Genomic DNA, 25,369 nt, shown 5'->3' with positions numbered 1-25,369 from the left:
CGCCATAGGTTTTGACTATAAGATGACAAGCTGTCATTTTTTTAATAAAGTTTACGAATTTTTTATAATTAAGAAGGTGGAAGGATTTATGCCAACACAGCGTTTTTTACATTTGCCTGATCTAAAGCGTGAAAAAATAAAACGGGCAGCAATTTACGAGTTTTCCAGATTTTCCTTTTCTGATGTCTCTATTAACCAGATTATTAAAGAGGCGGATATCTCCAGAGGGAGTTTCTATACATATTTTGAAGATAAGGAAGATTTGCTTGCTTATCTTCTCCGTGATTTTCAGGACTCCTGCAAACGGTGGTTTTTTCAGAATCTGGAGTTATGTGAAGGAAATATTTATCAGGTATTTTGGAATGCAATCCTGATGCTGATTCATTTTGGGCGGGAACAGGAGGATTTTGTATTTTACAGAAATATATTTTTAAATGAAAAGCTGATGACTGAAACAAGTATCATAGGGTTCAAAGAATTATTCTACAAAAATAAGAAAGAGCAGGAACTAATCCGTTGCTGTTTCAATAAGCTGGATCATAATATCTGTCCGGTTTTAAGTGCAAAGGAACTTTCAGATCTTTTGGAGCTTCTGCTTTTTCTTGTGGCGAAATCCATGGCGATGTATTTTATGGAGTCGGCAGATATTGATGAAGTTCTTAATGGGATTAAATATCAGTTTAAGATTGTAGAAGAAGGGGTTCGCCAGAACACACTAAAAAGACAGGATAGGAGTAATAGTAATGTTTAATGGAAAAAAGAAGCAATTTGTACTAATTCTTTTATCGGCAGTTTTGCTGTCCCATTCAAAACCAGCATATGCAAGCCCAGCGTTTTCCCGTTCCGATGCAGAGTGGGAAAAACTTCGCGATAATACAATGGAATACCAGGAAATTGAGGATTTAGTTCATGAATACAATGCAACGGTTTTAAGTAACCAGGTGGAATATTCCAAACAGAGAGATGATCCTTCGGCGGATGATGTAGCACGGTCCTATCGCAATGATGCAGCTGATCTGCGATCAAGAATAACGGGGGATGATGACCTGTCTGATGCCATGGCAGAGGCACAGGCCCGGTCGTTGGAGAAAAAGGCAGATGATAATGTCTTTGACTTAGAGGTAATGCGCTATTCCAACCTCCAGACAGAAAAAAATCTGTCTATTATGGCTCAGTCAAATATGGTTTCCTATTATAAGTCCATTCTTAACCTGGAAGAATTAAAGCAGAATGAGAAGATGCTTACAGAGAAGCTGCGTGTGACTGAAGTGCAAAGAGAGATTGGATCTTCAACGGATGTGGAAGTTCTGAATGCAAGAAATAATCTTAAGAAGACAGAGGCTGCCATCATACAGACAGATGCTTCTATTAGTAAATTAAGGAAATCACTCTGTGTCATGCTGGGGTGGGGATACCAGGACTCGCCGGATATGAGACCAGTGCCGGCAGCCGATCCTGCCAGAATATCCATTATGAATCCCGATGCAGATTATCCTGCGGCGGTTAATAATAATTATGAACGAAAGATAAACCAGAGGAAGCTGGAAAATGCAGTATCAGAAGTGGTGAAAGACTCTTATCGGATTAAAATAAAGGATATCAAAGATAAAATAGGTACGGATCTTGATAAAAAATACCGGGATGTTCTGCAGGCTCAGATTGCTTACAAGGAGGCCCAAAGTGCATTTGAGGAATCAACAAGTCAAATGGAAATTGCATATCAGAAAAAACAATTGGGATCCATTGGCCAGCTTGAGTATTTACAGCAGCAGACAGATTATGAGAAAAAACAGGATGCATTAAAAATAGCTGATATGGACTGGTTTTGGACCATGGAAATGTATGACTGGTCGGTAAATGGTATGGCATCAGTTCAGTAAGGAGGAGAATACCATGCATCGGAATACAAAAAACATGAGGCAGACCGTGCTGCTTATAACAGTTCTTGTTTCCATTACAGGGAATATCATGTCACTTCCGGCATTTGCAGCTGGAACGAAGGAGCCTGGAAAAGCGGAAAATGCCGCTCCGGACGGGTATGATGAAGAACAGTGGGAAATGCTTCAGGACAATATTTTAGAGTATGAGGAACTGGGTGACAGGATTAAATTATTTAATCCTGATATGATTTCTGCAAATGAAATGTACTGCTCTGCTATGGACGATGTGAAAGACCAGTATATGGCAGCCTATAAGGATTCCAGGGATTATAAAGATGGTGCGGAGGATTTAAAGGATGAGGGCGGACTTTCCACCAAGGAAGGCCAGACCCTTTATGCCACTCTCCGGGCCTATGAAAAGGCAATGAAAAGTGCCGGTGACAAGATCAGCAGGGCTTACAAATATAATACCAGACCTGATGCCTCTTCCTATGAACCGGTGAGAAAAGGAGAAAAACAGCTGACAAGCGGTGCCCAGCAGGCGATGATTGGCTATAATATGGCAGCGGCCCAGCTAAAGACACTGCAGACCATGGAGGAGATGTATGGAAAGCTTTATTCTGCGACTGTCTCCATGCAAAATCTGGGAATGGCTACGGAGGCAGATGTGACAGCTGCAAAAAAAAATCTCCTGAATGCTGAAAGTTCTCTTGAAAATCTTAATAATACCGTGGATAGTCTGGGGGCGACACTGAAACTTCTGACTGGCTGGCCGGCAGAAAGCATACCGCAGATACAGTCCATCTCCCCAGTTGATCTAAGCAAAATAGAAGAATTGAATCTGCAGGAAGATACAGCTAAGGCAATCTGCAATAATTATACGCTTATTGATGAACGCCATAAAAAAACGGACAGAAGCACGACTCGAGTGAAATCAAAGTTTCGAAATGAGGAACAGACAGAACAAAATCTGTCTATTGAAATAGAACAGCTGTATCAGGAGATTATGGAAAAAAAGAAAAACTATGAGGCAGCTCTTACTGCATATGATCAGGCTGTGGTTATAAAAAATGCAGCTGAAATCCAGCTGCAGAATGGTTCCATAAGTCAGATTGAATACCTGGGACAGATGTTGTCTTACTATCAGGCAGAGGGAGAAAAAACAAATGCAGATCTTTCTCTGCGCCAGGCTATGGAGCTGTATTATTGGGCGACAGAAGGGCTGTTGGATATTTAAAACTCAGATGATTGGCTTGAATTTACATCAAGGGATTTTGAGAAAGGAAAATGAGATGAAGAGTAGGAAAAAACTGGTTCTCGCTGCGGTTATCATAATTGCCGTCATTATCACTTTAATTAGCATTTTTGGGAAAAAAAAGGAAGAGGTTCCGTTTGAGACACGGCCGCTTGTGTCGGCAGAGAAGCCTCAGTCCGGGGATATAACCTTATATACAGATTTAACAGGAACGGTAGAGCCTGAGCTGAAAGCCAATGTGATGCCTAAAATGAACGGGGAAGTACTTGAAGTTTATTTTCGTGCAGGAGATATGGTTGAGGCGGGCCAGCCACTTTGCAAAATTGATTCAGATGCTTTAACTACTTTAAAAATAAACGTGGATTCTGCAGCAATATCAGTTACCGACAGTCAAAACACACTCGCCCGAACAGAGGCGCTTTATTCTACAGGCGCGGTATCCCATCAGTCTTTGGAACAGGCTCAAAATGGGGCAAACAATGCAAGGCTGGCATATGAGGCAGCAAAAAACCAATATGACCTGCAGCTTAAGTACACGACAGTGACAGCACCTATAAGCGGTGTTGTTGAGTCACGGACGGTTGAACCACATGATAATATTACCGTCGGCTCGGAAATCTGTAAAATTTCAGGAACAAACCAAATACAGATACAGTTTGGAATTACGGAAAAAACGTTGCAGAATATGACAGTCAACGATTCCGTATCAGTAGAAAAAAATGGAGTGAAATATGAAGGAACAGTAACAGAAATCAGTTCCGTTGTTAATTCCGGGACCGGTCTTTATGATGTAAAGGCGCTGCTTGCTGATTCAAAGGGCCTGACCACAGGAACGCGGGTCAAGATTACGGTTGTTATGAGCAAGGCAGCAGGAGTCATGACAATTCCAGTGGATGCGGTAAGCTATGATGCAGGAGTACCATTTGTTTACTGTTACGAAAATGGAATTTCCCACAAAACAGAAATTTCCACAGGAATATATGACAAAGATAAAATGGAAATAAAATCAGGAATTACAAATGACAGCCTTGTAATTACCAGCTGGAGCAATGAACTGATTGATGGAGCAGAGGTTTTGCTGGAAGAAGGTGAATAATATGGTTAATTTAACAAAATTCGCGGTAAGAAGGCCTGTGACTATTATCCTCTGTCTGATTACGATTGCTTATTTTGGCATTCAGTCCTTATTAGGGACTAAAGTGGAGCTTACCCCTGAAATGGATCTTCCCATGCTGGTTATTGGTACCGTTTATGCTGGTGCCAGTCCAGAGGATATCAATGACTTAATTACAACCAAGCAGGAGGATGCCATATCATCTCTTGACAGCGTTGATACAATTAATTCTTATTCAAAAGATAACGTATCTATTTTATTGGTAAAGTATAAATATGGAACGAATATAGATACTGCTTATATTAACTTAAAAAAAGCAATTGATGGAATCCGCAATGATATGCCTAAAAATATAGAGGAACCCAGAATACTGGAGCTTAACCTTACATCAGGTGCTGCAGTAACACTTGCGGTCAGTGGAAATGTGGGACAGAATCTATATACATATGTGGATAACAAAATTGTTCCGGAATTTGAAAAGCTCAGTTCTGTCAGCGAGGTTTCTGTTTCCGGAGGACAAAAAAGTTACGTAAGTGTTCAGCTGGATCCGGAAAAAATGAAACAGTATCACCTTAATATGCAGACAGTTGCCCAGATTGTTGGTGCTGCAGATTTTACGATTCCCGCTGGTGATATTGATGTGGGAAGGCAAAAGCTGAACGTCAGTGCAGGAAATGACTATGACAATACAGACAGCCTTAAAAAAATTGCAATTCCGTTAGACAATGGAGATACCATTCATTTATCGGATATTGCTGAGGTGTATGATGCTCTGGAAGAAGAGGAGTCCATCGGACGTTACAACGGAGAAAATATTATTTCACTGGATATAAAGAAACAGTCAGATTCCACTGCTATTGATGTTTCCAAACAGGTATCTGAACAAATCGCCAGCACTTTAGCTGTTAATCCTGGAATACAGATAACAGTTGTCAATGATTCCAGCGATGTCATCAGGGAATCAATCTCAAATGTAGTTCAGACCATGATCATGGCAATTATCCTCTCCATGATAATATTGTGGCTGTTTTACGGAGACCTTCGTGCTTCTGTTATAGTTGGTACTTCTATTCCGATATCTGTGGTACTGTCACTAATCTGCATGAGTGCCATGGGCTTTTCCTTAAATGTTATCTCACTGACCTCACTGGTTCTGGGGGTGGGTATGATGGTTGATAACTCCATTAATGTTTTAGATGGCTGTTTTCGTGCAAAAGAAACCAGAAATTATTATGATGCTGCCATTGAAGGCAGCCGGATTATGATCGGTTCCATTACAGGTGGTACGATTACAACCTGCGTGGTATTTCTTCCTCTGGTATTTTTAACCGGTATGTCAGGGCAGCTTTTCAGACAGCTGGGTTATACGATTGTTTTTTGCATGGTTGCATCTTTGTTCTCTGCAGTAACCATTGTTCCTTTAAGCTTTGTACACTGGCATCCGGCAGAGAAAGAAAAGGCACCGGTAAACGGCCTTATCAAGTCTTTGCAGAATTTTTATAGAAAGCATATGCCTTATGTTATAACAAAGACAAAACTGGTGTTTACTGTCAGCATCCTGCTTTTGGCAATTGCCTTTGGAATGGCATCAAAGCTGAGAGTTGATCTGATGACAACGGTGGATGAAGGTATCGTCAGTATGACAATAAAGATGAAACCAGGCCTTTCCATTGATGCAATGAATCAGTCTCTGGCAGGAATGGAAGAATTTGTTACAAAAGATGAAAATGTGGATCATTATCTTGTGACGTATGGTTCAGGGGGACTTAGTATAGATTCAACTGCTATAACCTTAAATGCCTATCTGAAAGATGACAGAAAGCAGACCACGGATCAGGTAATCGATAAGTGGAGAGTACAGCTGACTGATTTTAAAGACAGCTCCGTAACCTTAAAAGAAGGAAGCAGTACCATGTCCAGCACCATGAAGTCAGGTGATGAAATAGAGGTCGATCTCCAAAGTACCAATTATGAAACACTGAAAAAGGCCAGTTCAGAATTAGTGACAGAACTGCGGAAAAGAAAAGATGTCATGCAGGTTCATTCAAGTGTGGAAAACGCAGCACCTGTTATAAAGGTACGTATTGATCCGGTAAAAGCTCAGGCAGAGGGGCTGACTCCAGCTGTCATCGGTTCTAATGTTTATTCTGCTTTAAGTGGGGTTAAATCATCAACGATTCGTGTTGACGGAGAAGATATCGATGTTAAGATTGAGTATGCTCCCGATAAGTATGATGCCATAGAAGAACTGCAGGGAATGATGATTACAACTGCTGCGGGAACAACACTTCCGCTAAGCGATCTGGCTGATATCTATTATAAAGACAGCCCTCAGCAGATTGAACGGAAGAATAAACAGTACAAAGTTGCAATTACCATGCAGCCTCAGTCCGAGTATTTAAAAACGGCCAAGAATGATGTAAAGAAATTTGTTAAAGACTGGAAGCTTCCTGCAGGAGTGAAGCCCATGACCAATGATCTGGATAAAATAATAAATGAAGAGCTTGGGGCATTGGGAAGAGCCTTGTTTACTGGCGTCTTTTTAGTATTTATAGTTATGGCAATTCAGTTTGAGTCACCGAAATATTCTGCAATGGTAATGACCTCAATTCCATTTAGTCTGATCGGTTCCTTCGGCTTATTATTTTCTGCAGGTGCACCCATTGACATGGTATCCATGCTGGGATTTCTGATGCTTGTGGGCACTGTTGTAAATAATGGTATTCTCTATGTGGAGACGGTTAACCAAATGATTGAAGAAATGTCATTAGACAGAGCTCTGGTGGAAGCGGGTGCAATCCGTATGAGACCTATTTTTATGACTACCTTAACTACCATTATATCCATGGTCCCCAATGCGCTGGCATATGGTAAATCCGGTAAGATGATGCAGGGACTCGCATTAGTTAACGTAGGAGGACTGCTTGCATCCACCGCTCTGATACTTCTTTTACTTCCTGCATTTTACCGATTTGTTTACAGATTAGGGCGTAAGAAAATCGGAGGTGAAGGTGACCTCATATGTGATTAATAAATGAGTTAAGGAGGGAAAACAGTTTTGTTTTCCCTCCTCAAAATTATGTTCTTAACCTTTTATCACTTTATCATAATTATTCGAAACTTCTTTCCAGTTTACCACATCGAAGAATGCCTTGATGTAGTCAGCTCTTAAATTCCGATACTTCAGATAGTAAGCATGTTCCCAGACGTCAATTCCCAGAATAGGTACCATACCGCCTCCTTCCATCAGTGGATTATCCTGATTAGGGCTTGCTGACAGATGAAGCTTTCCAGCCTTATCGGCGGATAACCAACCCCAGCCAGATCCAAATTGTCCGGCTGCCAGTGCACTTAACTGGACCTTAAACTGTGAGTAACTACCAAAAGCATCATCTAGAGCTGCTTTTAATGGACCTTCCGGTTCTCCGCCTCCATCAGGACTCATAGCAGAGAAGTATAAGTTATGATTATAAAAGCCGCCGCCATTGTTCCTGATAGTTTTTCTTAAGGCTTCATCCGGAATCTGATCCAGAGAAGAGAGAAGGGAAACAATATCCATATTTTCAACTCCTGCAATCTGAGCCGCATCATTTAAGTTCTTTGTATAAGCAGCGTGATGCTTGGAATAATGTGTTTCCATTGTAAGTGCATCGATATGGGGTTCTAAAGCTTCATATTTATAAGGTAATAAAATTTGATTAAACATAATAGTTCTCCTTTCGGGTTTTCATTTATATAAATTTGATTTTGAAGTTCGGTTAGTTATTGCTAACTGCCTTGTGGCTTGATTATATCATATATTTCCTGTATGTCAATAGATTTATCTGACATTTTTGAATTATTTTCATTAAAGAGCAATAAAAATGCCGATGGACGAATTTAATCGCTCATCGGCATCTATCACAGACGTTCCGGTGATAGGAATCGTAACATGGTCTAAATTTTTTTCTTTTTAAACCTGTCCCAAAAAGACTTCTTCTTTGGCGTCGGGGGAACTGCTTTGCCGCGAAGGCTTTTGATTTCGGTTATGTAGATACCGCTTATCACAACCTTTGCCTCTGTCTTAACAGGAAGTACGTCAAATACCTTTGCATCTGCTATTAACGTCATAACCTTTGGTCCGACCTTTGCCTTTACGATCGGCAGCTTTGTACGGCGCATGTACTTTGGCGTTTGATCATACACGATTTTCGGGAGCCCGGCATCCTTTAGCCTCATCTTTTTCTTATCGATCACAAGCATGGAAACGGTCTGTGCCGCAGCTTCCAATGCCTGCTGCTGTTCTACCTGACGCTTTTCCAGCTTTCTTCCAAGAAAGTAAAGGACTGCCAGAGCTATCACTACGATGAAAAGAATCACTAATAATACGTTTAAAAATGTGCTCACCGGGAATACCTCCAATAGTTCATATTGTAAATTGGGCCTATCTGTAATAGTATAACACATTTTATTGGGAAATACAAGTAAAAAATGCTTGACACCTTGACAGCACTATGATATTATGGAATGTGCACTATTGTGGCTTTGTGTGCCTTAATGGGACATTTATGCCCAAAACAGAATTGATTAGAAAGAAAACAGGGGTGAAACGTCAATGGAGAAAAGCAGAATGCGTCCGGTCCCGGCCGGTAAGAGCCTGAGAATGAGCTTCTCAAGACAAAAAGAAGTGCTTGAGATGCCAAACCTGATTGAGATTCAGAAGAATTCCTATCAGTGGTTCCTTGATGAAGGATTGAAGGAAGTCTTTGAAGACATCTCTCCAATTGCAGACTTTGCTGGACACTTAAGTCTTGAGTTTGTCGATTTTACATTATGTAAGGATGACATCAAGTACACAATAGAAGAATGCAAAGAACGAGATGCAACTTACGCAGCTCCTTTAAAGGTAAAGGTAAGGCTTTGCAATAAAGATAAAGATGAAATTAATGAACATGAGATCTTCATGGGTGATCTTCCGCTTATGACAGATACCGGATCCTTCGTGATCAACGGTGCCGAACGTGTAATTGTTAGCCAGCTGGTACGTTCCCCAGGTATATATTATGGTATCGAACACGACAAGGTAGGTAAGGAATTATATTCATGTACGGTAATTCCAAACCGTGGTGCATGGCTGGAGTATGAGACTGACTCCAATGACATCTTCTACGTACGTGTGGACAGAACCAGAAAGGTTCCCGTAACCGTTCTGATCCGTGCACTTGGTTATGGTACCAATGCAGAGATCATTGAACTGTTTGGTGAGGAACCCAAATTATTGGCCAGCTTTGGTAAAGATACTTCTGATAATTACCAGGATGGCTTATTGGAATTATATAAAAAGATCCGCCCAGGTGAGCCTTTATCTGTTGATAGTGCTGAAAGTTTGTTAAATAGTATGTTCTTTGACCCAAGACGGTACGATCTGGCCAAAGTCGGACGATATAAATTCAATAAAAAGCTTCATTTTAAAAACCGTATTACCGGTCATGTTCTGACTGAGGATGTGGTAGATACCACAACCGGTGAAATTTTAGCAGAGGCTGGAACAACTGTAGACAAGCAGCTGGCAACAGATATCCAGAACGCAGCTGTTCCTTTCGTATGGCTGGAAGGAGTGGAGCACAAACAGAAAGTCCTCTCCAACTTAATGGTTGACTTGTCAGCCCATGTTAAATTTGATCCGAAGGAAGCAGGGATTACAGAATTAGTATTCTATCCTGCTCTCGAAAAAATCCTGTCAGAAGTTGGAAGTGACGACGAAGAAGCATTGAAGAAGGCAATTCACAGACATGTGAATGAGCTGATTCCGAAGCATGTTACGAAGGAAGATATTCTTGCTTCCATCAACTACAATATGCATCTGGAAGAAGAAGTCGGTAACGCAGATGACATCGATCATCTGGGCAACAGAAGAATCCGTGCGGTAGGAGAACTCCTCCAGAACCAGTACCGGATCGGTCTGTCAAGAATGGAACGTGTTGTACGTGAACGTATGACGACACAGGATATGGATGGCATTACACCTCAGTCTTTGATTAATATCAAGCCGGTAACTGCGGCTGTTAAGGAATTCTTCGGCAGTTCCCAGCTGTCCCAGTTCATGGATCAGAATAACCCGCTTGCTGAGCTTACCCATAAAAGACGTTTATCAGCCTTAGGGCCTGGAGGTCTTTCCAGAGACCGTGCCGGATTCGAGGTTCGAGACGTTCACTATACTCATTACGGACGTATGTGCCCTATTGAGACGCCAGAAGGTCCTAACATCGGTCTGATCAACTCCCTTGCTACTTATGCGAGAGTGAATCAGTACGGTTTTGTCGAAGCTCCGTACCGTGTTGTAGATAAAATAGATGTAAACAACCCGGTGGTTACCGATGAAGTTATTTATTTGACCGCAGATGAAGAAGATAACTTTGTAGTTGCTCAGGCGAATGAGCCGATTGACGAAGAGGGACACTTCGTTCATAAGAATATTTCCGGACGTTTCCGTGAGGAGACATCCGAATTCCAGAGAAAGAATATTGATTTAATGGACGTTTCTCCGAAGATGGTATTTTCCGTAGCGACTGCTATGATTCCTTTCCTGGAGAACGACGATGCTAACCGTGCGCTCATGGGATCAAACATGCAGCGTCAGGCCGTGCCGCTGCTCACTACCGATGCACCTGTTGTAGGAACCGGTATGGAGTCCAAGGCTGCTGTTGACTCCGGTGTGTGTGTTGTTGCAAGAAACTCTGGTGTGGTTGAGCGTTCCGCTTCCAACGAGATCATTATCAAACGTGATTCCGACGGCGGAAAAGATGTTTACCGTTTAACCAAGTTTAAGAGAAGCAACCAGTCCAACTGCTACAACCAGAAGCCAATCGTATTTAAGAATAACCATGTGGCAAAGGGAGATGTTATTGCTGACGGTCCTTCAACACAAAAAGGCGAGATCGCCCTGGGCAAGAATCCACTGATCGGATTCATGACCTGGGAAGGTTATAACTACGAGGATGCGGTTCTCTTAAGTGAGAGACTGGTGCAGGAAGACGTTTATACTTCTGTCCACATTGAAGAATATGAGGCAGAAGCCCGTGACACCAAGCTGGGACCGGAAGAGATCACACGAGATGTTCCTGGTGTCGGTGAGGATGCGTTAAAGGATTTAGATGAAAGAGGAATAATCCGTATCGGTGCAGAAGTCCGTGCAGGAGATATTCTGGTCGGAAAGGTTACTCCTAAGGGAGAGACAGAACTGACTGCAGAAGAGAGACTGCTGCGTGCGATTTTCGGTGAGAAGGCGAGAGAAGTCCGCGATACTTCCTTAAAGGTACCTCACGGTGCATATGGTATTATCGTTGATGCAAAAGTATTTACCAGAGAAAATGGAGATGAACTTTCACCAGGCGTTAATCAGACAGTCCGCATTTACATCGCGCAGAAGAGAAAAATTTCTGTTGGTGATAAGATGGCTGGACGTCATGGTAACAAGGGTGTTGTTTCCCGCGTGCTTCCGGTTGAAGATATGCCATTCCTTCCAAACGGCCGCCCTCTTGATATCGTATTAAACCCTCTGGGCGTGCCATCACGTATGAACATCGGTCAGGTGCTGGAGATCCATTTAAGCCTTGCTGCAAGAGCACTTGGATTTAACGTATCAACACCGGTATTTGACGGAGCTAACGAGATTGATATTATGGATGCCCTGGATGTAGCCAACGACTACGTAAATATGGAGTGGGAAGATTTCCAGGAAAAATATAAAGATACCTTAAGACCTGACGTAATCGAATATCTGGGAGAACATCTGGATCACAGAGGCTTATGGAAAGGTGTTCCGCTCACCAGAGACGGAAAAGTACGCCTTCGTGACGGACGTACCGGAGAATTTTTTGACAGTAAGGTTACCATTGGACATATGCATTATCTGAAGCTGCACCATCTGGTTGATGATAAGATCCATGCACGTTCAACAGGACCATACTCACTGGTTACACAGCAGCCACTGGGCGGTAAAGCACAGTTCGGCGGACAGCGTTTCGGAGAGATGGAGGTTTGGGCCCTGGAGGCTTATGGTGCTTCCTATACACTGCAGGAAATCATGACAGTGAAATCCGATGATGTAGTAGGACGTGTGAAGACCTATGAGGCTATCATTAAGGGTGAAAATATTCCTGAGCCGGGTATTCCGGAATCATTTAAGGTATTGTTAAAAGAGCTTCAGTCTCTGGCTCTCGATGTAAGAGTGCTGCGCGACGATAATACAGAGGTTCAGATTGCTGAAAGCATGGATTATGAAGAAACTGATTTAAGATCCATCATTGAAGGCGACAAACATTACCATGACGAGGAATCTTTTGGTGAATTCGGTTATCAGAAACAGGAATTCAAGGATGCTGAACTGGTAAATGTTGATGAAGAAGAGGAAGCGGACGGTGTCGACGATTCTTTAGAGGATTTCGATGACGTAGAACTTAACGATTCAGACGAAGAATAATAGAAGGGAGAACCGCTCATGCCTGAAAATAATGAAACTTACCACCCAATGACGTTTGATGCCATAAAGATCGGTCTGGCATCTCCGGAGAAAATTCTGGAATGGTCCCACGGTGAGGTGAAAAAGCCTGAGACGATTAACTACAGAACATTAAAACCGGAAAAAGATGGTTTGTTCTGCGAACGGATTTTCGGACCGAGCAAGGACTGGGAATGTCATTGCGGTAAATATAAAAAGATCCGGTATAAAGGCGTTATCTGCGACCGGTGCGGTGTTGAAGTAACAAAGGCCAGTGTCAGAAGAGAACGTATGGGTCATATCCAGCTTGCTGCCCCTGTATCCCATATCTGGTATTTCAAAGGAATACCAAGCCGTATGGGTTTGATCCTTGATATTTCGCCCAGAACGCTGGAGAAGGTACTGTATTTTGCTTCCTATGTAGTTTTGGATGTGGGAAGTACAGGACTGCAGTATAAGCAGGTTTTATCAGAAAAAGAATACCGTGAAGAAGTGGATAAGTACGGCTATGGTTCTTTCCGCGTTGGAATGGGTGCGGAAGCTATTTTAGAGCTTCTTCATTCCATTGATCTTGAAAAAGATTCTGCGGATTTAAAGAAGGGCTTAAAGGACGCAACCGGACAGAAACGTGCAAGAATTATCAAGAGGCTGGAGGTTGTGGAAGCATTCCGCAACTCCGGAAATCTGCCTGAGTGGATGATTATGACTGTTGTACCGGTTATTCCTCCGGATATCCGTCCTATGGTACAGCTTGACGGCGGCCGTTTTGCCACTTCCGATTTAAATGATTTATACAGAAGAATAATTAACCGTAATAACCGTCTCGCCCGTCTTTTAGAGCTTGGCGCACCGGATATCATTGTCCGCAATGAAAAACGTATGCTTCAGGAAGCTGTCGATGCATTAATCGACAACGGCAGACGTGGAAGACCGGTAACAGGACCTGGAAACCGTGCCTTAAAATCTTTATCCGATATGTTAAAGGGTAAACAGGGCCGTTTCCGTCAGAACCTTTTAGGAAAGCGTGTTGACTACTCCGGTCGTTCTGTTATCGTAGTAGGACCAGAACTGAAGATTTATCAGTGCGGACTTCCAAAAGAGATGGCGATTGAGTTATTTAAGCCTTTTGTAATGAAAGAGCTTGTTTCCAATGGAACTGCACACAACATCAAGAATGCGAAGAAGATGGTGGAACGTCTTCAGACAGAGGTATGGGATGTTCTTGAGGATGTAATTAAAGAACATCCGGTTATGTTAAACCGTGCGCCTACCCTCCACAGACTGGGAATCCAGGCCTTCGAGCCGATTCTGGTTGAAGGTAAGGCAATTAAGCTTCATCCTCTTGTTTGTACCGCATTTAATGCCGACTTCGATGGAGACCAGATGGCGGTTCATCTGCCTCTTTCCGTAGAAGCACAGGCTGAATGCCGTTTCCTTCTGTTATCTCCAAACAACCTGTTGAAGCCTTCCGACGGTGGTCCGGTTGCAGTACCATCCCAGGATATGGTTCTTGGTATCTACTACCTGACACAGGAAAGACCTGGTGCTAAGGGTGAAGGTATGGTATTTAAGAGCATTAATGAAGCTATTCTTGCTTATGAGAACCAGGCAGTTACCCTTCATTCCAGAATTAAGGCAAGAGTTACAAAGAAGATGCCAGACGGTACAGTAAAATCCGGAGTCGTGGAATCCACAGTGGGCCGATTCATTTTCAATGAGATCGTACCTCAGGATTTAGGCTTTGTAGACCGTTCCATTCCGGAAAATGAACTGGCTGTTGAGGTTGATTTCCATGTAGGTAAAAAACAGCTGAAGCAGATTCTTGAAAAAGTAATTAATGTACACGGAGCTGTTCAGACAGCTGAAACGTTAGATGATATTAAAGCAATTGGTTATAAGTATTCTACGAGAGCGGCTATGACCGTATCCATTTCCGACATGACTGTGCCGGAGAGCAAGCCGAAGCTGATCGCAGATGCGCAGGCGACGGTTGACCAGATTGCAAAGAACTTCCGTCGTGGTCTTATCACCGAGGAAGAACGTTATAAAGAAGTAATTGACACATGGAAAACGACGGATGATCAGTTAACCCATGATCTGCTTACTGGCCTTGATAAGTACAACAACATCTACATGATGGCAGATTCCGGAGCCCGTGGTTCTGACAAACAGATTAAACAGCTGGCTGGTATGCGTGGACTTATGGCAGATACAACCGGTCACACCATTGAACTTCCTATCAAGTCCAACTTCCGTGAAGGTCTTGACGTACTGGAGTACTTTATCTCTGCTCATGGAGCACGTAAAGGACTTTCCGATACAGCTCTTCGTACCGCTGACTCCGGTTATTTAACCAGACGTCTGGTAGACGTATCCCAGGATATGATTATCAGGGAGATTGACTGCTGCGAAGGAAAAGATTCTCCGTTTATGGAGATCAAGGCGTTTACAGACGGACAGGAAACGATTGAGAGTCTTCAGGAACGAATTACAGGCCGCTTTATTGCAGAGACAATAACTGACCCGGATACCGGAGAAGTGATTATAAGAGCAAACCATATGTGTACGCCTAAGCGTGCAGGGGCAGTGATGAAGGCGCTGAATAAACAGGGGCGTGATTCTGTAAAGATCCGTACTGTATTGACCTGTAAATCACATTTAGGTGTCTGTGCAAAATGTTACGGAGCCAACATGGCTACCGGACAGCCGGTTCAGGTAGGCGAAGCTGTTGGTATTATAGCAGCTCAGTCCATCGGTGAGCCTGGTACACAGCTGACCATGCGTACGTTCCATACCGGCGGTGTTGCCGGTGGAGATATCACACAGGGTCTTCCCCGTGTCGAGGAGCTTTTTGAGGCACGTAAACCAAAGGGTCTTGCAATCATTGCAGAATTCGGCGGAGTTGTGGCCATTAAAGATACGAAAAAGAAACGTGAAATTATCGTGACCGAGAACGAAACAGGCAATTCCAAGACTTATCTGATCCCTTATGGGTCCAGAATCAAGGTACAGGATGGCCAGGTACTGGAAGCCGGTGATGAGCTGACAGAAGGTAGCGTGAATCCTCATGACATTTTAAAGATCAAGGGAGTTCGTGCCGTACAGGATTATATGCTCCAGGAAGTACAGCGTGTATACCGTCTTCAGGGTGTTGAGATCAACGATAAGCACGTAGAGATGATCGTAAGACAGATGCTTAAAAAAATCAAGATAGAAGAAAGCGGAGACAGTGATGTTCTTCCGGGAACTTCTATGGATGTTCTTGACTATAATGATTTAAATGATGCGCTTCTTGCAGAGGGCAAGGAACCCGCAGACGGAAAGCAGGTTATGCTTGGTATCACCAAAGCATCTCTGGCTACCGATTCCTTCTTATCAGCAGCGTCCTTCCAGGAGACCACAAAGGTTCTTACTGAAGCTGCAATCAACGGAAAAGTGGATCATTTGATCGGATTAAAAGAGAACGTTATTATCGGTAAGCCGATTCCAGCTGGTACCGGTATGAAGCGTTACCGTACCATTAACTTAAGTACAGATGCTGAGTTTGAGGAAGATGGTGAGATTCTTCTGACTGAAGATGATGAAATCCTGTTATCAGACGACAGTTTTGAGGATGCAGATGAGATTTTAGCCATTAGTGAAGTTGATATAGAAGAATAAAATTAAAGAAGCCCTGACAGGTTTGCCTGTCAGGGCTTCTTTGCATGTAAGAAATGACAATAATCTATAATATTTGCATAATTAAACTGAATTTTTCTTTCTTTTTTAATGCTATAATCATAAAAAAGGAGGTAAAAACTATGAGGAAGTTTGAGCGGAAAGCATTTCCTTATCTGCTGCTTGCTCCTACGTTATTTATATTCGGCCTGTTTTTGTTCTATCCGGCACTAAACGGGATGTGGATATCTTTAACAAAGTGGGATGGGGTGAATCCACAGGTATTTGTGGGAGTTAAAAATTATATCAGGCTTTTTTCGGACCGGGGATTTTGGGATTCTTTTCTGAGAACCATTTTCTTTACCGGGGTTTCGGTGCCTCTGGTGTATGCATCAGCCATGGGGCTTGCACTTTTACTGTCAGGTGCCAGAAGGGGAAATGATTTCTTTCGGGCAGTATTTTACTGGCCTGTAATGATTTCAAGTATTATTGTAGGACTGACCTGGAGGTTCCTTCTGGGTGAGGAGTTTGGTGTTATCAATTATCTTCTCACAGCCATGGGACATTCTCCGGTTAAATGGCTGACGGATCAGAATTATGCCATGGGCGTGGTGATCTTTGTGACGGTATGGAGCATGTCCGGTTATTACATGGTTATGTTCATATCAGGGATTAAGGCCATTTCTGAGACGTATTATGAGGCTGCAAGAATTGACGGAGCCGGATTTTTCCATCAGTTCCGTTATATTACACTTCCGCTGTTAAAACCAACCAGTCTTCTGGTTCTTGTATTATCCACGGTTACTATTATAAAAACTTATCCATTGGTTTATGCCCTCACCCAGGGCGGACCTGCAGGTGCGACGAAATTTATGGTTCAGACAATTCAGGAGACCGGGTTTGAAAAAAACCGGATGGGCTACGCCAGTGCAATGACTATGATTCTGTTTGTGCTGCTGGCTGTCTTTACTGTAGTCCAGTTTCGGGTAAACAGGGGAGGTGAGCAGGATGCAGACTAAAAGCAGAAAATACTTAGTACGGGGAGTAACATGGATCGTTCTTCTGATTCTGGCTTTTTTGTTTCTGATGCCGATTCTCTGGGTGATTGGTTCTTCCTTTAAAAGCACAGGTGAACTGTTTTCCTGGCCACCCAGCCTGTTCGGGAAGAATCCATCCTTATCCAATTATCAGCAGGCTCTGGAAGAAGGTCATTTTGGCATCTATTTTTTCAACACGGTGTTTACCAGTGTGGCTGCTACCTTTCTTACAGTTGTTGTAAATGTAATGTCCGGCTATGCGTTTGCAAAATACCGGTTTAAAGGGGACAGGATTTTATTCGGTATCGTGCTTGCCACTTTGATGATTCCGCTGGAAGTTATCATGATACCCATATTCAAGGTGATTGTAGCGGTTCATCTTTACAACAGCTTATGGGGCTTGGTCATTCCGGCGGTTGCATCCCCTACGGCCGTATTTTTGGTAAGACAGTATTATGTAGGAATCCCGGATGCCTATATGGAAGCTGCCAGAATAGATGGTGCGTCAGAGACCAGCATTTTAATGCGGATCATGCTTCCGCTGGCAAGACCGGTTATTTCAGTGCTCTGCATTTTTTCCTTTATGTGGAGATGGAATGACTACCTTTGGCCCAAACTGGTAATTAACAGTAAGGAGCGTTATACCATACAGCTGGCACTGGCGAATTATTCCGGTGAATACTCGGTTGACTGGAACAGTCTTCTGGCAATGTCCGTCATATCCATGATTCCGGTTATTATTGTATTTGTGACTTTGCAAAGTCATATCATAGGAGGAATGACCGCCGGCGGAGTAAAAGAGTAAATGGAGGAAAGAAAGCATGAAGTACTTGGAATATCCGCTGTTTGCGGAAGGATTTGTCAATCGCTTCCTCATAAGTGAGGTTCACACACAGGTCCGGGAATTTACCAGATCAACGTTAAACGGCAGGGTGAACGAATGGCTGAAAAAAGGATTTGCCATTCACGAAAACCCATGCAGAAAGGAATTCGTTAATCAAAGGAAATGCGAAGTTCCTGATTATCCTGAACTGGCAGATGTAACAAATGGGGATATGCTGAAGCAATATTTCCCATTTGGGAATCCGGGTGTGGATGCATCTGGCTTTTATTACCGTCCCACGTATTTAAGAATGTACGGTTATAACGTACTCTGGTCCGATCAAAAGGAAGAAATTGATTTCGAACTGGAGACCTGTGGGGGCCTGACGGTCTGGGTCAATGGGCAGCTCATCTGTGATTTTACACCATTTACCAGGAACCTGGTAAAGAAGACGGTAGTATCCATCCCGCTGTTAAACGGAGAAAATACGATGGTGGTATGTCTCGATGATCTGGCCGAGCGGGATACGGATTACTATTTCCGTATGAAACGGCTGGGAGGAGCAGATTTAAAAATTCTCATACCTGTGAAAGAAGAGGCGGATGAGACCGTTTTATCAAAGATAGAACACATGCTTAATGGAATGAGCTTTGATAAAGAGGCTTATATCAGTGAGCTTTTGAAAATGAATTTAAATAATCCATTTGAAAATTCTCTGGATCTGGAAGTTATTATTACGCCAGGAGAATTTATAGAAAAGATGGAAAATTCATGGAAGCTTATAAAAACCAGAAAATATACTATGGAACCAGGACAAAAGGGGCTGGAACTGTTTCATACCGATGAAATTTCGCCTGGATATTATTATTTTACAGCCGTAGTCACCTATCAGGGAATTACAGTTAAGAGAAAGATAGGCAATCAGCTGGTAAGAAACGAATTTCTTCAAAGCGGAAATGATGACCTGGCTGTACGCAAAAAACTGGCCTTTGACGCAGTTCTTCGCTTTGCACCGGATAACACATATAAGGCTGCGGCTCTGCTTTATATGGAGAGGGAATATCAACGGGCAGAAGAGATATTACTGGAAGAGCTGGAAGGGGTCAGAAGCAGAAAGGATTGTTCTGATTTCCATTTTATTATGATGATTTATATTTACCGGATATTTAACAGCCGGCTTTCAGATACTCTGAAAGAAGCGCTGGAAGAGACGATGGTGAATTACAGATACTGGATTGATGAGCCGGGAGACGATGTTATGTGGTTCTTCAGTGAAAACCACGCCCTGTTGTTCCATTGCTGCCAGTATTTAGCAGGATCGTATCTGCCCGAACGAATCTTTGTCAATAGCGGCAGATTGGGAGAAGAAGTAAAGGCAAGAGGAGAGGAACTGCTTCATCAGTGGTTTGAAGACTTTTTCCGGGAATTTATTACAGAATGGAATTCCAACGCCTATATTCCTGTGGATGTACTGGGAATCGGTACCCTTTACAATCTGACGGATGAAGGTAACCCGCTGCATCAAAAAGCGAAAAAAGCATTGGATATGATTTTTTACTCCCTGGCAGTGAATGCCCATAAAGGAGCTGTTATGACCAGCTTTGGAAGGAGCTACGAAAAAGAAATGAAGGGGAATTATAATGCCGGAACCACATCTCTGCTTTATGTGGCATATAATACAGGTTATTTAAACCGGGCCTGTATTGGATACATTCCTCTCATACTTGGGACTTACCAGCCGCCTGAGGAGTATAAAAAATATGCACTGTTAAATGATAATGAAGAAATGATTTATCAGAATACACAGGGATTTGAAAACCATGTCAATCTCTATCTTTACAAAAACAGCCGTGCGCTTCTTTCCACAGCGGTAGGCTTTAAGCCCTTTCAGAAGGGATATCAGGAACATATTTTACAGGCGACGTTAGATGAAACCGCACAGCTGTTTATCAATCACCCAGGGGAATCGTTTCCTTATGGAAGCGGAAGACCTAATTTCTGGGCAGGCAACGGCGTACTTCCACTGGGAGTCCAATATGAAAATACAGCAATTTTAAGATTTCATATTGAGGAAGAAGAGAGAATCGGTTATACTCATGCCTACATTCCCATCTGCTCATTTACCCGTTATAAAGGCGAGGAAGGGATAGTGGTTTTGGAAAAGGATGGGGCGTATATAGCAGTAAAAGCCCTTCATGGACTAATCATACAGGAACATGGACCGAATCAGTTCCGTGAATTTATCAGCCAGGGAAAAGACAATGTCTGGGTGGTACGGGTCGGAAGCTTAAGCGAGTATGGAAGTCTGGATGCTGTATTTTCAGCATTTAAAGAACTGAAGATCATTACAGATGGTATCAGCACTCTCGTAACAGATGAAAAAGGTACTGAATATCTTCTGGAGCCAGAAACCTTGTTAAAGGTCAATGGAGAAGAGGTATATCATTATCCGGAAACGGTCATGGGAACAATCAGATGGAGGGAGAGAACAACGTGACAGATTCAAAGACACTGGAAGAAAAGCTGAATTTGGTATCAGAGAAAATGATGGTATTAAGAAACAATGGAATGAAAGAAATATACCCTATCAGTCTGATTGATTTTAACTGCTGGGAATGGCCTCAGGGAGTGGGGATTTTCGGGCTTTACAAGTATTATGAGGTGAGTCAGAAAAAAGAGATTCTTGATTTTATCGCTGACTGGTATGACAGCCGGATCAGGGAGGGGATTCTGGAGCATAACGTGAATACCACTTCTCCCATGCTCACCCTGACTTATCTGTATGAGAAAACCAGAAAGCCGGAATACTTAGAATTTATAAGAGACTGGTCTGACTGGATTATGAAGGATCAAAAACTGATCCGGACGGGAGACGGCTGCTTCCAGCATATGATTACAGGGAGTGCCAATGATCATGAGATTTTGATAGATACGTTGTTTATGGCAGTTTTATTTCTTGCAAGGGCAGGTAAGATTCTTGGACGGAAGGAATATTACGATGAGGCTGACTATCAGATCCTTTCTCATATTAAATATTTATTAAACAAAGAAGAGGGATTGTTTTATCACGGTTTTAACTTTCAGAGAAATGATAATTACGGCAAAGTTTTATGGGGAAGAGGAAACTGCTGGTACACCATTGTCATTATGGAGTTACTGGAGGAGATTCCCATGGATGAAGGTCTGAAACGGTACTTTTTAAGTGTTTACAAAAATCAGGTAGAAGCACTGAAACGTTATGCAGATCCGGAAACCGGCTTATGGCATACCATCATAAATGATGACTCTTCCTATATAGAGATATCCTGCAGTGCTGCATTCCTGTATGGAATCATGAAGGGAGTGCGCCTTGGAATATTAAAAAAAGAAGAGTATCTTGGATTAATTGAAAAGAGCATGACACATCTTTTTAATTATATTGATGAAGACGGTACGGTTAAAAATGTTTCCTACGGCACTCCGATTGGACTTGACGGGGAATTTTATAAGACAATTCCGTGCTGTCCCATGACTTATGGACAGGCGCTTATGATTTTGGTGCTGCAAGAGGCCATGAATTCTTATTGGCATTAGAAGGGACTGGTTGTGAAGATGAAAGAACGGGTTTTTTTTGAAGAATTTGACTCATTATATTATTTTCATGGAAGCTCTGAGAACTGGGCAATGCAGGGGTTCCACTTTCACAACCAGTATGAAATTATTTTATTTCTCACTGACGGGGCACTGATGGAAATTGGCAACCGCATATATCATGTTCGTTCGGGAGATTTGTTTCTGATTAATAACAAGGAATACCACAGGACCAGCGGTGGAACAGGGAATACTTATTACAGGTACGTCCTGATGTTTGAGCCTGAATTGCTGACCCAAATGGCTGAAGTATTTCATTACGATTTTTCCCGTTTCTTTGAAAACCGCCCCGATCCATTTCTTCACCGGCTTCATTTATGCGGGGAAAATCTGCAGAAAGTGGAAAAGCTTTTTGAAAAAATAGAACAAAACATTCATTCAGAGAACAGGGACAGGGCTGAATCAACCGTGCGGGTGAAGCTGTCCATACTGGAGCTGATTGCCTCTGTCAATGAAATGTATCAGTTTTTTATGGAAAAGGAAAAAAGTAAGTCTGTTCTGGAGTTTGAAGAAAAATCAGAAGAGGAATTTAAAGATCCGGTACTTTACCGGGAAAGAATTGAGCAGTTAAAAAAATACATCACAGCTCATGTGGAAGAACGGCTTGATTTAAATGAGATTTCAGGCAGGTTTTATATGAACCGGTATTATTTAAGCCACTATTTTAAAAAGGAGACGGGGTTCACCCTGACCCAGTATGTGGCAAACCAGAAGATCATTGCTGCAAAAGCTCTTTTAAAGAAAGGACACTCAGTTACCGATGTTGCGCTGAGGCTGTCCTATAACAGTGACAGCCATTTTATCGCTGTATTTAAAAAGATGACGGGAATTACGCCGAAAAAATACGCTCAGTCGAAAATGAGCAAAAAAGAATGATTTCATCTCTGAAATATGGGGTTTTTGAGCTGCTGTAAATGATAAAATATAAATACAAAAAAACAAAGGAGAGGTGTTTATGAAAAAAACGGTATTGTGGCTGCTTATGGGGGTGTTGGCGTTAGGAGCTTTAACTGGCTGTTCCGGCGGGGGGGAACAGGCGGAAAGCAAAGAGAAAAAGCTTGATGTGGTGTGGTTTAGCGACAACAAGGAAGGAGAATCTTTCATGAAGCTTGCTGATGAGTACATGAAAGAGCATCCGGATATCAAAATTGAGCTGATTGAGGTTCCGTACTCTGATATGGAGAGCAAGATTAAAAATATGATTAACGGAAAGGAAGCTCCTGCCATTGCCAGACTCACCAATTTAGGACCATTTCAGAATCAGCTAGTCGACCTGGGGGAATACGTATCAGATAAGGATGCGTTTGTAAACAGCTTTGGAGAGGGGTTAAAATTTGTTTTTGACGGCAAGGCGCTGGCAGCCCCCATGGATGTAACCGCGAATGGACTTATTTATAATAAGACTGCTTTTGATAAGGCCGGTGTTTCGGTTCCCCAGTCAGAAGATGAGATCTGGACCTGGGATGAGTGGAAGGCAGCCATGAAAACGGTAATGGAAAAGGGCGGCTGTAAATACGGTCTCGTTTACGACAAATCGCCTCAGAGATTTACAACCCTACTTTACCAGTCAGGAGGCGGACTTTTAAATAAGGAGTTAGATGCCTCAGATTTCAATACAGAAGAAAACAAACACGCCATACAATTTTTTAAAGATCTTCACGATGAAGGCATCGTGCCCTCATCTGTATGGCTCGGCTCTGAAAATCCAAACAATTTATTCCGTACCGGTCAGGTAGCAATGCACTTTTCCGGAAGCTGGATGATTGCCAATTACAAAGATCAGATTACGGACTTTGACTGGGGAGTGACGTATCTTCCAAAAGAAGCAATGCGCTCTTCCGTACCTGGCGGTAAGTATCTGGCAGCTTTTAAGAACACAGGAGTGGAAAAGGAAGCAGCAGAATTCATCGAATGGATCTCAAAGCCGGAGAATAACGCAAAATACTGCGAAGAAAACAGCTACTTATCTCAGGTAAAGGGAAATGAAAGTCTAAATTATGCTTTTGGCAAGGATTATTTTAATATTTTTTCAAAGGAACTGGCTGCGACTTCTTCCCGACCCGGCGCAGAGTGGGGGTATCAGGCGCTGACAGGAGCTGTTCAGAGTGATCTGCGTGATAAGCTTGTAGAGGTTCTTGCTGGTAAACTGACCGTTGATCAGTATACAGAAGAAATGGATGGACTGATCAATGAAAAGCTGAAAGAGCTGAAGGAGTAATAAAAAAGAACCTGGACTGCCGTAAATATCTTATTACGGCGGTCCTTTTTAAATCAATAATATTGAAAAAAGAAAACCTTGACAAAAAAAAACAATATGTATATAATAATTAGGCGTGCATAAACGCGTCATGTTTTTGTGCGTAAATTAAGCTGAAGATGACAGCAACCACAGACAATATCACAGGAGGTGAATGGAATGCCAACATTTAACCAGTTAGTAAGAAAGGGAAGACAGACAGGCGTTAAGAAATCCACAGCACCAGCTCTGCAGAAGGGTTACAACTCTTTACAGAAGAAGGCGACTGATATTTCTGCTCCTCAGAAAAGAGGCGTTTGTACAGCAGTAAAAACTGCAACCCCTAAGAAACCTAACTCTGCTCTCAGAAAGATCGCCAGAGTTCGTCTTTCAAACGGAATCGAAGTAACAAGCTACATCCCCGGTGAGGGTCACAACCTTCAGGAGCATAGCGTTGTTTTAATTCGCGGCGGTAGAGTAAAAGATTTACCAGGTACCAGATATCATATCGTCAGAGGTACACTGGATACTGCAGGAGTAGCGAACAGAAGACAGGCTCGTTCCAAATACGGTGCTAAGAGACCTAAAGACAAAAAATAATTAATACCACACATTTGAATTTCTAGTGCCGGACTTTAGATATTGAACCTGTAGGTTGCAGGATTATATAGATAGAAACCGAGCGCGAACGCAACTAAAATGTTTGTGAGTACCGAGGATCTAATGAATAGCTGTTTATTCGTATGAAAAGACGGCGATATTAAGGAGGGAAGTAACGTGCCACGTAAAGGACATACTCAAAAAAGAGACGTATTAGCAGACCCGCTTTACAATAACAAGGTTGTTACCAAGTTAATTAACAACATTATGTTAGATGGTAAAAGAGGTGTTGCTCAGAAGATCGTATACGGTGCATTCGGCCGTATCGAAGCAAAAGCCGGCAAACCAGCCGTTGAAATCTTCGAAGAAGCGATGAACAACATTATGCCTGTACTTGAGGTAAAGGCAAAACGTATCGGTGGAGCTACTTATCAGGTACCGATCGAAGTAAGACCAGACAGAAGACAGGCATTGGCCCTGAGATGGCTTACTCTTTACTCACGTAAAAGAGGAGAGAAAACTCAGGAAGAGAGACTGGCAAATGAGCTCCTTGATGCTGCTAACAACACCGGTGCAGCTGTAAAGAAGAAAGAAGATATGCACAAGATGGCTGAAGCAAACAAGGCATTTGCTCACTACAGATTCTAATAGGAGGAAA

17 protein-coding genes are annotated in these 25,369 nt (G+C 42.5%); 15 read left to right on the top strand and 2 right to left on the bottom strand.

Annotated features, from left to right (window positions below):
* The first annotated feature begins 88 nt into the window (after positions 1-88).
* From RZO55_RS13320 to RZO55_RS13300, 5 genes are read left to right on the top strand one after another with little or no spacing between them, the layout of a single operon-like run.
* Positions 89-751 carry a TetR/AcrR family transcriptional regulator gene (locus tag RZO55_RS13320; protein ID WP_318064762.1) on the top strand — a complete coding sequence of 221 codons (663 nt, stop codon included), beginning with the start codon at positions 89-91 and terminating at the stop codon, positions 749-751.
* Positions 744-1,880, top strand: coding sequence for a TolC family protein (locus RZO55_RS13315; protein ID WP_318064761.1), 1,137 nt, complete (start codon positions 744-746; stop codon positions 1,878-1,880). Before RZO55_RS13320 ends, RZO55_RS13315 begins: the two co-directional genes overlap by 8 nt.
* A 13-nt stretch (positions 1,881-1,893) precedes the next feature.
* Entirely contained in the window at positions 1,894-3,117 is a 1,224-nt protein-coding gene (locus tag RZO55_RS13310; protein WP_318064760.1) for a TolC family protein, read from the top strand.
* A 55-nt stretch (positions 3,118-3,172) separates the two neighbouring features.
* Positions 3,173-4,231, top strand: coding sequence for an efflux RND transporter periplasmic adaptor subunit (locus tag RZO55_RS13305; protein ID WP_318064759.1), 1,059 nt, complete (start codon positions 3,173-3,175; stop codon positions 4,229-4,231).
* Position 4,232: 1 nt separating this feature from the next.
* On the top strand, positions 4,233-7,280 hold the full coding sequence (locus RZO55_RS13300; RefSeq protein WP_318064758.1) for an efflux RND transporter permease subunit: 3,048 nt from the start codon (positions 4,233-4,235) through the stop codon (positions 7,278-7,280).
* A gap of 54 nt (positions 7,281-7,334) precedes the next feature.
* Here RZO55_RS13300 and RZO55_RS13295 read toward each other — a convergent pair whose 3' ends face one another.
* The gene (locus RZO55_RS13295) at positions 7,335-7,955 is read right to left on the bottom strand and encodes a superoxide dismutase (protein ID WP_318064757.1); all 621 of its coding nucleotides are present in this window, start codon (positions 7,953-7,955) and stop codon (positions 7,335-7,337) included.
* Between the two features lie 230 nt (positions 7,956-8,185).
* A complete protein-coding gene (locus RZO55_RS13290) occupies positions 8,186-8,635 on the bottom strand; it encodes a hypothetical protein (protein ID WP_318064756.1) in 450 nt (149 codons plus the stop codon).
* A gap of 208 nt (positions 8,636-8,843) precedes the next feature.
* Here RZO55_RS13290 and rpoB point away from each other — a divergent pair, with 208 nt between their 5' ends.
* The 10 genes from rpoB to rpsG all read left to right on the top strand — a co-directional run bounded on the left by rpoB (position 8,844) and on the right by rpsG (position 25,359).
* Entirely contained in the window at positions 8,844-12,710 is a 3,867-nt protein-coding gene (gene rpoB / locus RZO55_RS13285; protein ID WP_318064755.1) for a DNA-directed RNA polymerase subunit beta, read from the top strand.
* A gap of 18 nt (positions 12,711-12,728) precedes the next feature.
* Positions 12,729-16,388 (top strand): DNA-directed RNA polymerase subunit beta', encoded by a 3,660-nt coding sequence (rpoC, locus tag RZO55_RS13280; RefSeq protein WP_318064754.1) that lies wholly within the window; start codon positions 12,729-12,731, stop codon positions 16,386-16,388.
* Positions 16,389-16,528: 140 nt separating this feature from the next.
* Positions 16,529-17,404 (top strand): carbohydrate ABC transporter permease, encoded by an 876-nt coding sequence (locus RZO55_RS13275; RefSeq protein WP_318064753.1) that lies wholly within the window; start codon positions 16,529-16,531, stop codon positions 17,402-17,404.
* Positions 17,394-18,227, top strand: coding sequence for a carbohydrate ABC transporter permease (locus tag RZO55_RS13270; protein WP_318064752.1), 834 nt, complete (start codon positions 17,394-17,396; stop codon positions 18,225-18,227). The genes RZO55_RS13275 and RZO55_RS13270 overlap by 11 nt, the downstream gene beginning before the upstream one ends.
* A gap of 16 nt (positions 18,228-18,243) precedes the next feature.
* A complete protein-coding gene (locus tag RZO55_RS13265) occupies positions 18,244-20,742 on the top strand; it encodes a hypothetical protein (protein WP_318064751.1) in 2,499 nt (832 codons plus the stop codon).
* Positions 20,739-21,818: a glycoside hydrolase family 88/105 protein gene (locus RZO55_RS13260; protein WP_318064750.1), complete on the top strand. Its 1,080-nt coding sequence runs from the start codon at positions 20,739-20,741 to the stop codon at positions 21,816-21,818. The genes RZO55_RS13265 and RZO55_RS13260 overlap by 4 nt, the downstream gene beginning before the upstream one ends.
* An 18-nt stretch (positions 21,819-21,836) precedes the next feature.
* Complete coding sequence (locus tag RZO55_RS13255) at positions 21,837-22,751, top strand: AraC family transcriptional regulator (protein WP_318064904.1); 915 nt, start codon at positions 21,837-21,839, stop codon at positions 22,749-22,751.
* A gap of 79 nt (positions 22,752-22,830) precedes the next feature.
* Positions 22,831-24,093 carry an ABC transporter substrate-binding protein gene (locus RZO55_RS13250; protein ID WP_318064749.1) on the top strand — a complete coding sequence of 421 codons (1,263 nt, stop codon included), beginning with the start codon at positions 22,831-22,833 and terminating at the stop codon, positions 24,091-24,093.
* 198 nt (positions 24,094-24,291) lie between these two features.
* Positions 24,292-24,711, top strand: a complete 420-nt coding sequence (gene rpsL / locus RZO55_RS13245) for a 30S ribosomal protein S12 (RefSeq protein ID WP_097002558.1) — start codon at positions 24,292-24,294, stop codon at positions 24,709-24,711.
* Positions 24,712-24,888: 177 nt separating this feature from the next.
* A complete protein-coding gene (gene rpsG, locus RZO55_RS13240; protein WP_318064748.1) occupies positions 24,889-25,359 on the top strand; it encodes a 30S ribosomal protein S7 in 471 nt (156 codons plus the stop codon).
* The last annotated feature ends 10 nt before the right edge of the window (positions 25,360-25,369 follow it).

The sequence above is a fragment of the Clostridium boliviensis genome (genome assembly GCF_033342255.1).
In the GTDB taxonomy this organism is placed as follows: domain Bacteria; phylum Bacillota; class Clostridia; order Lachnospirales; family Lachnospiraceae; genus Lacrimispora; species Lacrimispora boliviensis.
This window is presented reverse-complemented; position numbering and strand designations above follow the sequence as displayed.

What these genes read in the sequence shown, in the direction of transcription:
- RZO55_RS13255 (WP_318064904.1), top strand. Translation starts at nt 21,837, where the DNA reads ATGAAAGAACGGGTTTTTTTTGAAGAATTTGACTCATTATATTATTTT.
- RZO55_RS13305 (WP_318064759.1), top strand. Translation starts at nt 3,173, where the DNA reads ATGAAGAGTAGGAAAAAACTGGTTCTCGCTGCGGTTATCATAATTGCC.
- rpoC (WP_318064754.1), top strand. Translation starts at nt 12,729, where the DNA reads ATGCCTGAAAATAATGAAACTTACCACCCAATGACGTTTGATGCCATA.
- RZO55_RS13295 (WP_318064757.1), bottom strand. Translation starts at nt 7,955, where the DNA reads ATGTTTAATCAAATTTTATTACCTTATAAATATGAAGCTTTAGAACCC.
- RZO55_RS13265 (WP_318064751.1), top strand. Translation starts at nt 18,244, where the DNA reads ATGAAGTACTTGGAATATCCGCTGTTTGCGGAAGGATTTGTCAATCGC.
- RZO55_RS13320 (WP_318064762.1), top strand. Translation starts at nt 89, where the DNA reads ATGCCAACACAGCGTTTTTTACATTTGCCTGATCTAAAGCGTGAAAAA.
- RZO55_RS13250 (WP_318064749.1), top strand. Translation starts at nt 22,831, where the DNA reads ATGAAAAAAACGGTATTGTGGCTGCTTATGGGGGTGTTGGCGTTAGGA.
- rpoB (WP_318064755.1), top strand. Translation starts at nt 8,844, where the DNA reads ATGGAGAAAAGCAGAATGCGTCCGGTCCCGGCCGGTAAGAGCCTGAGA.
- RZO55_RS13315 (WP_318064761.1), top strand. Translation starts at nt 744, where the DNA reads ATGTTTAATGGAAAAAAGAAGCAATTTGTACTAATTCTTTTATCGGCA.
- RZO55_RS13270 (WP_318064752.1), top strand. Translation starts at nt 17,394, where the DNA reads ATGCAGACTAAAAGCAGAAAATACTTAGTACGGGGAGTAACATGGATC.
- RZO55_RS13275 (WP_318064753.1), top strand. Translation starts at nt 16,529, where the DNA reads ATGAGGAAGTTTGAGCGGAAAGCATTTCCTTATCTGCTGCTTGCTCCT.
- RZO55_RS13310 (WP_318064760.1), top strand. Translation starts at nt 1,894, where the DNA reads ATGCATCGGAATACAAAAAACATGAGGCAGACCGTGCTGCTTATAACA.
- RZO55_RS13300 (WP_318064758.1), top strand. Translation starts at nt 4,233, where the DNA reads ATGGTTAATTTAACAAAATTCGCGGTAAGAAGGCCTGTGACTATTATC.
- rpsL (WP_097002558.1), top strand. Translation starts at nt 24,292, where the DNA reads ATGCCAACATTTAACCAGTTAGTAAGAAAGGGAAGACAGACAGGCGTT.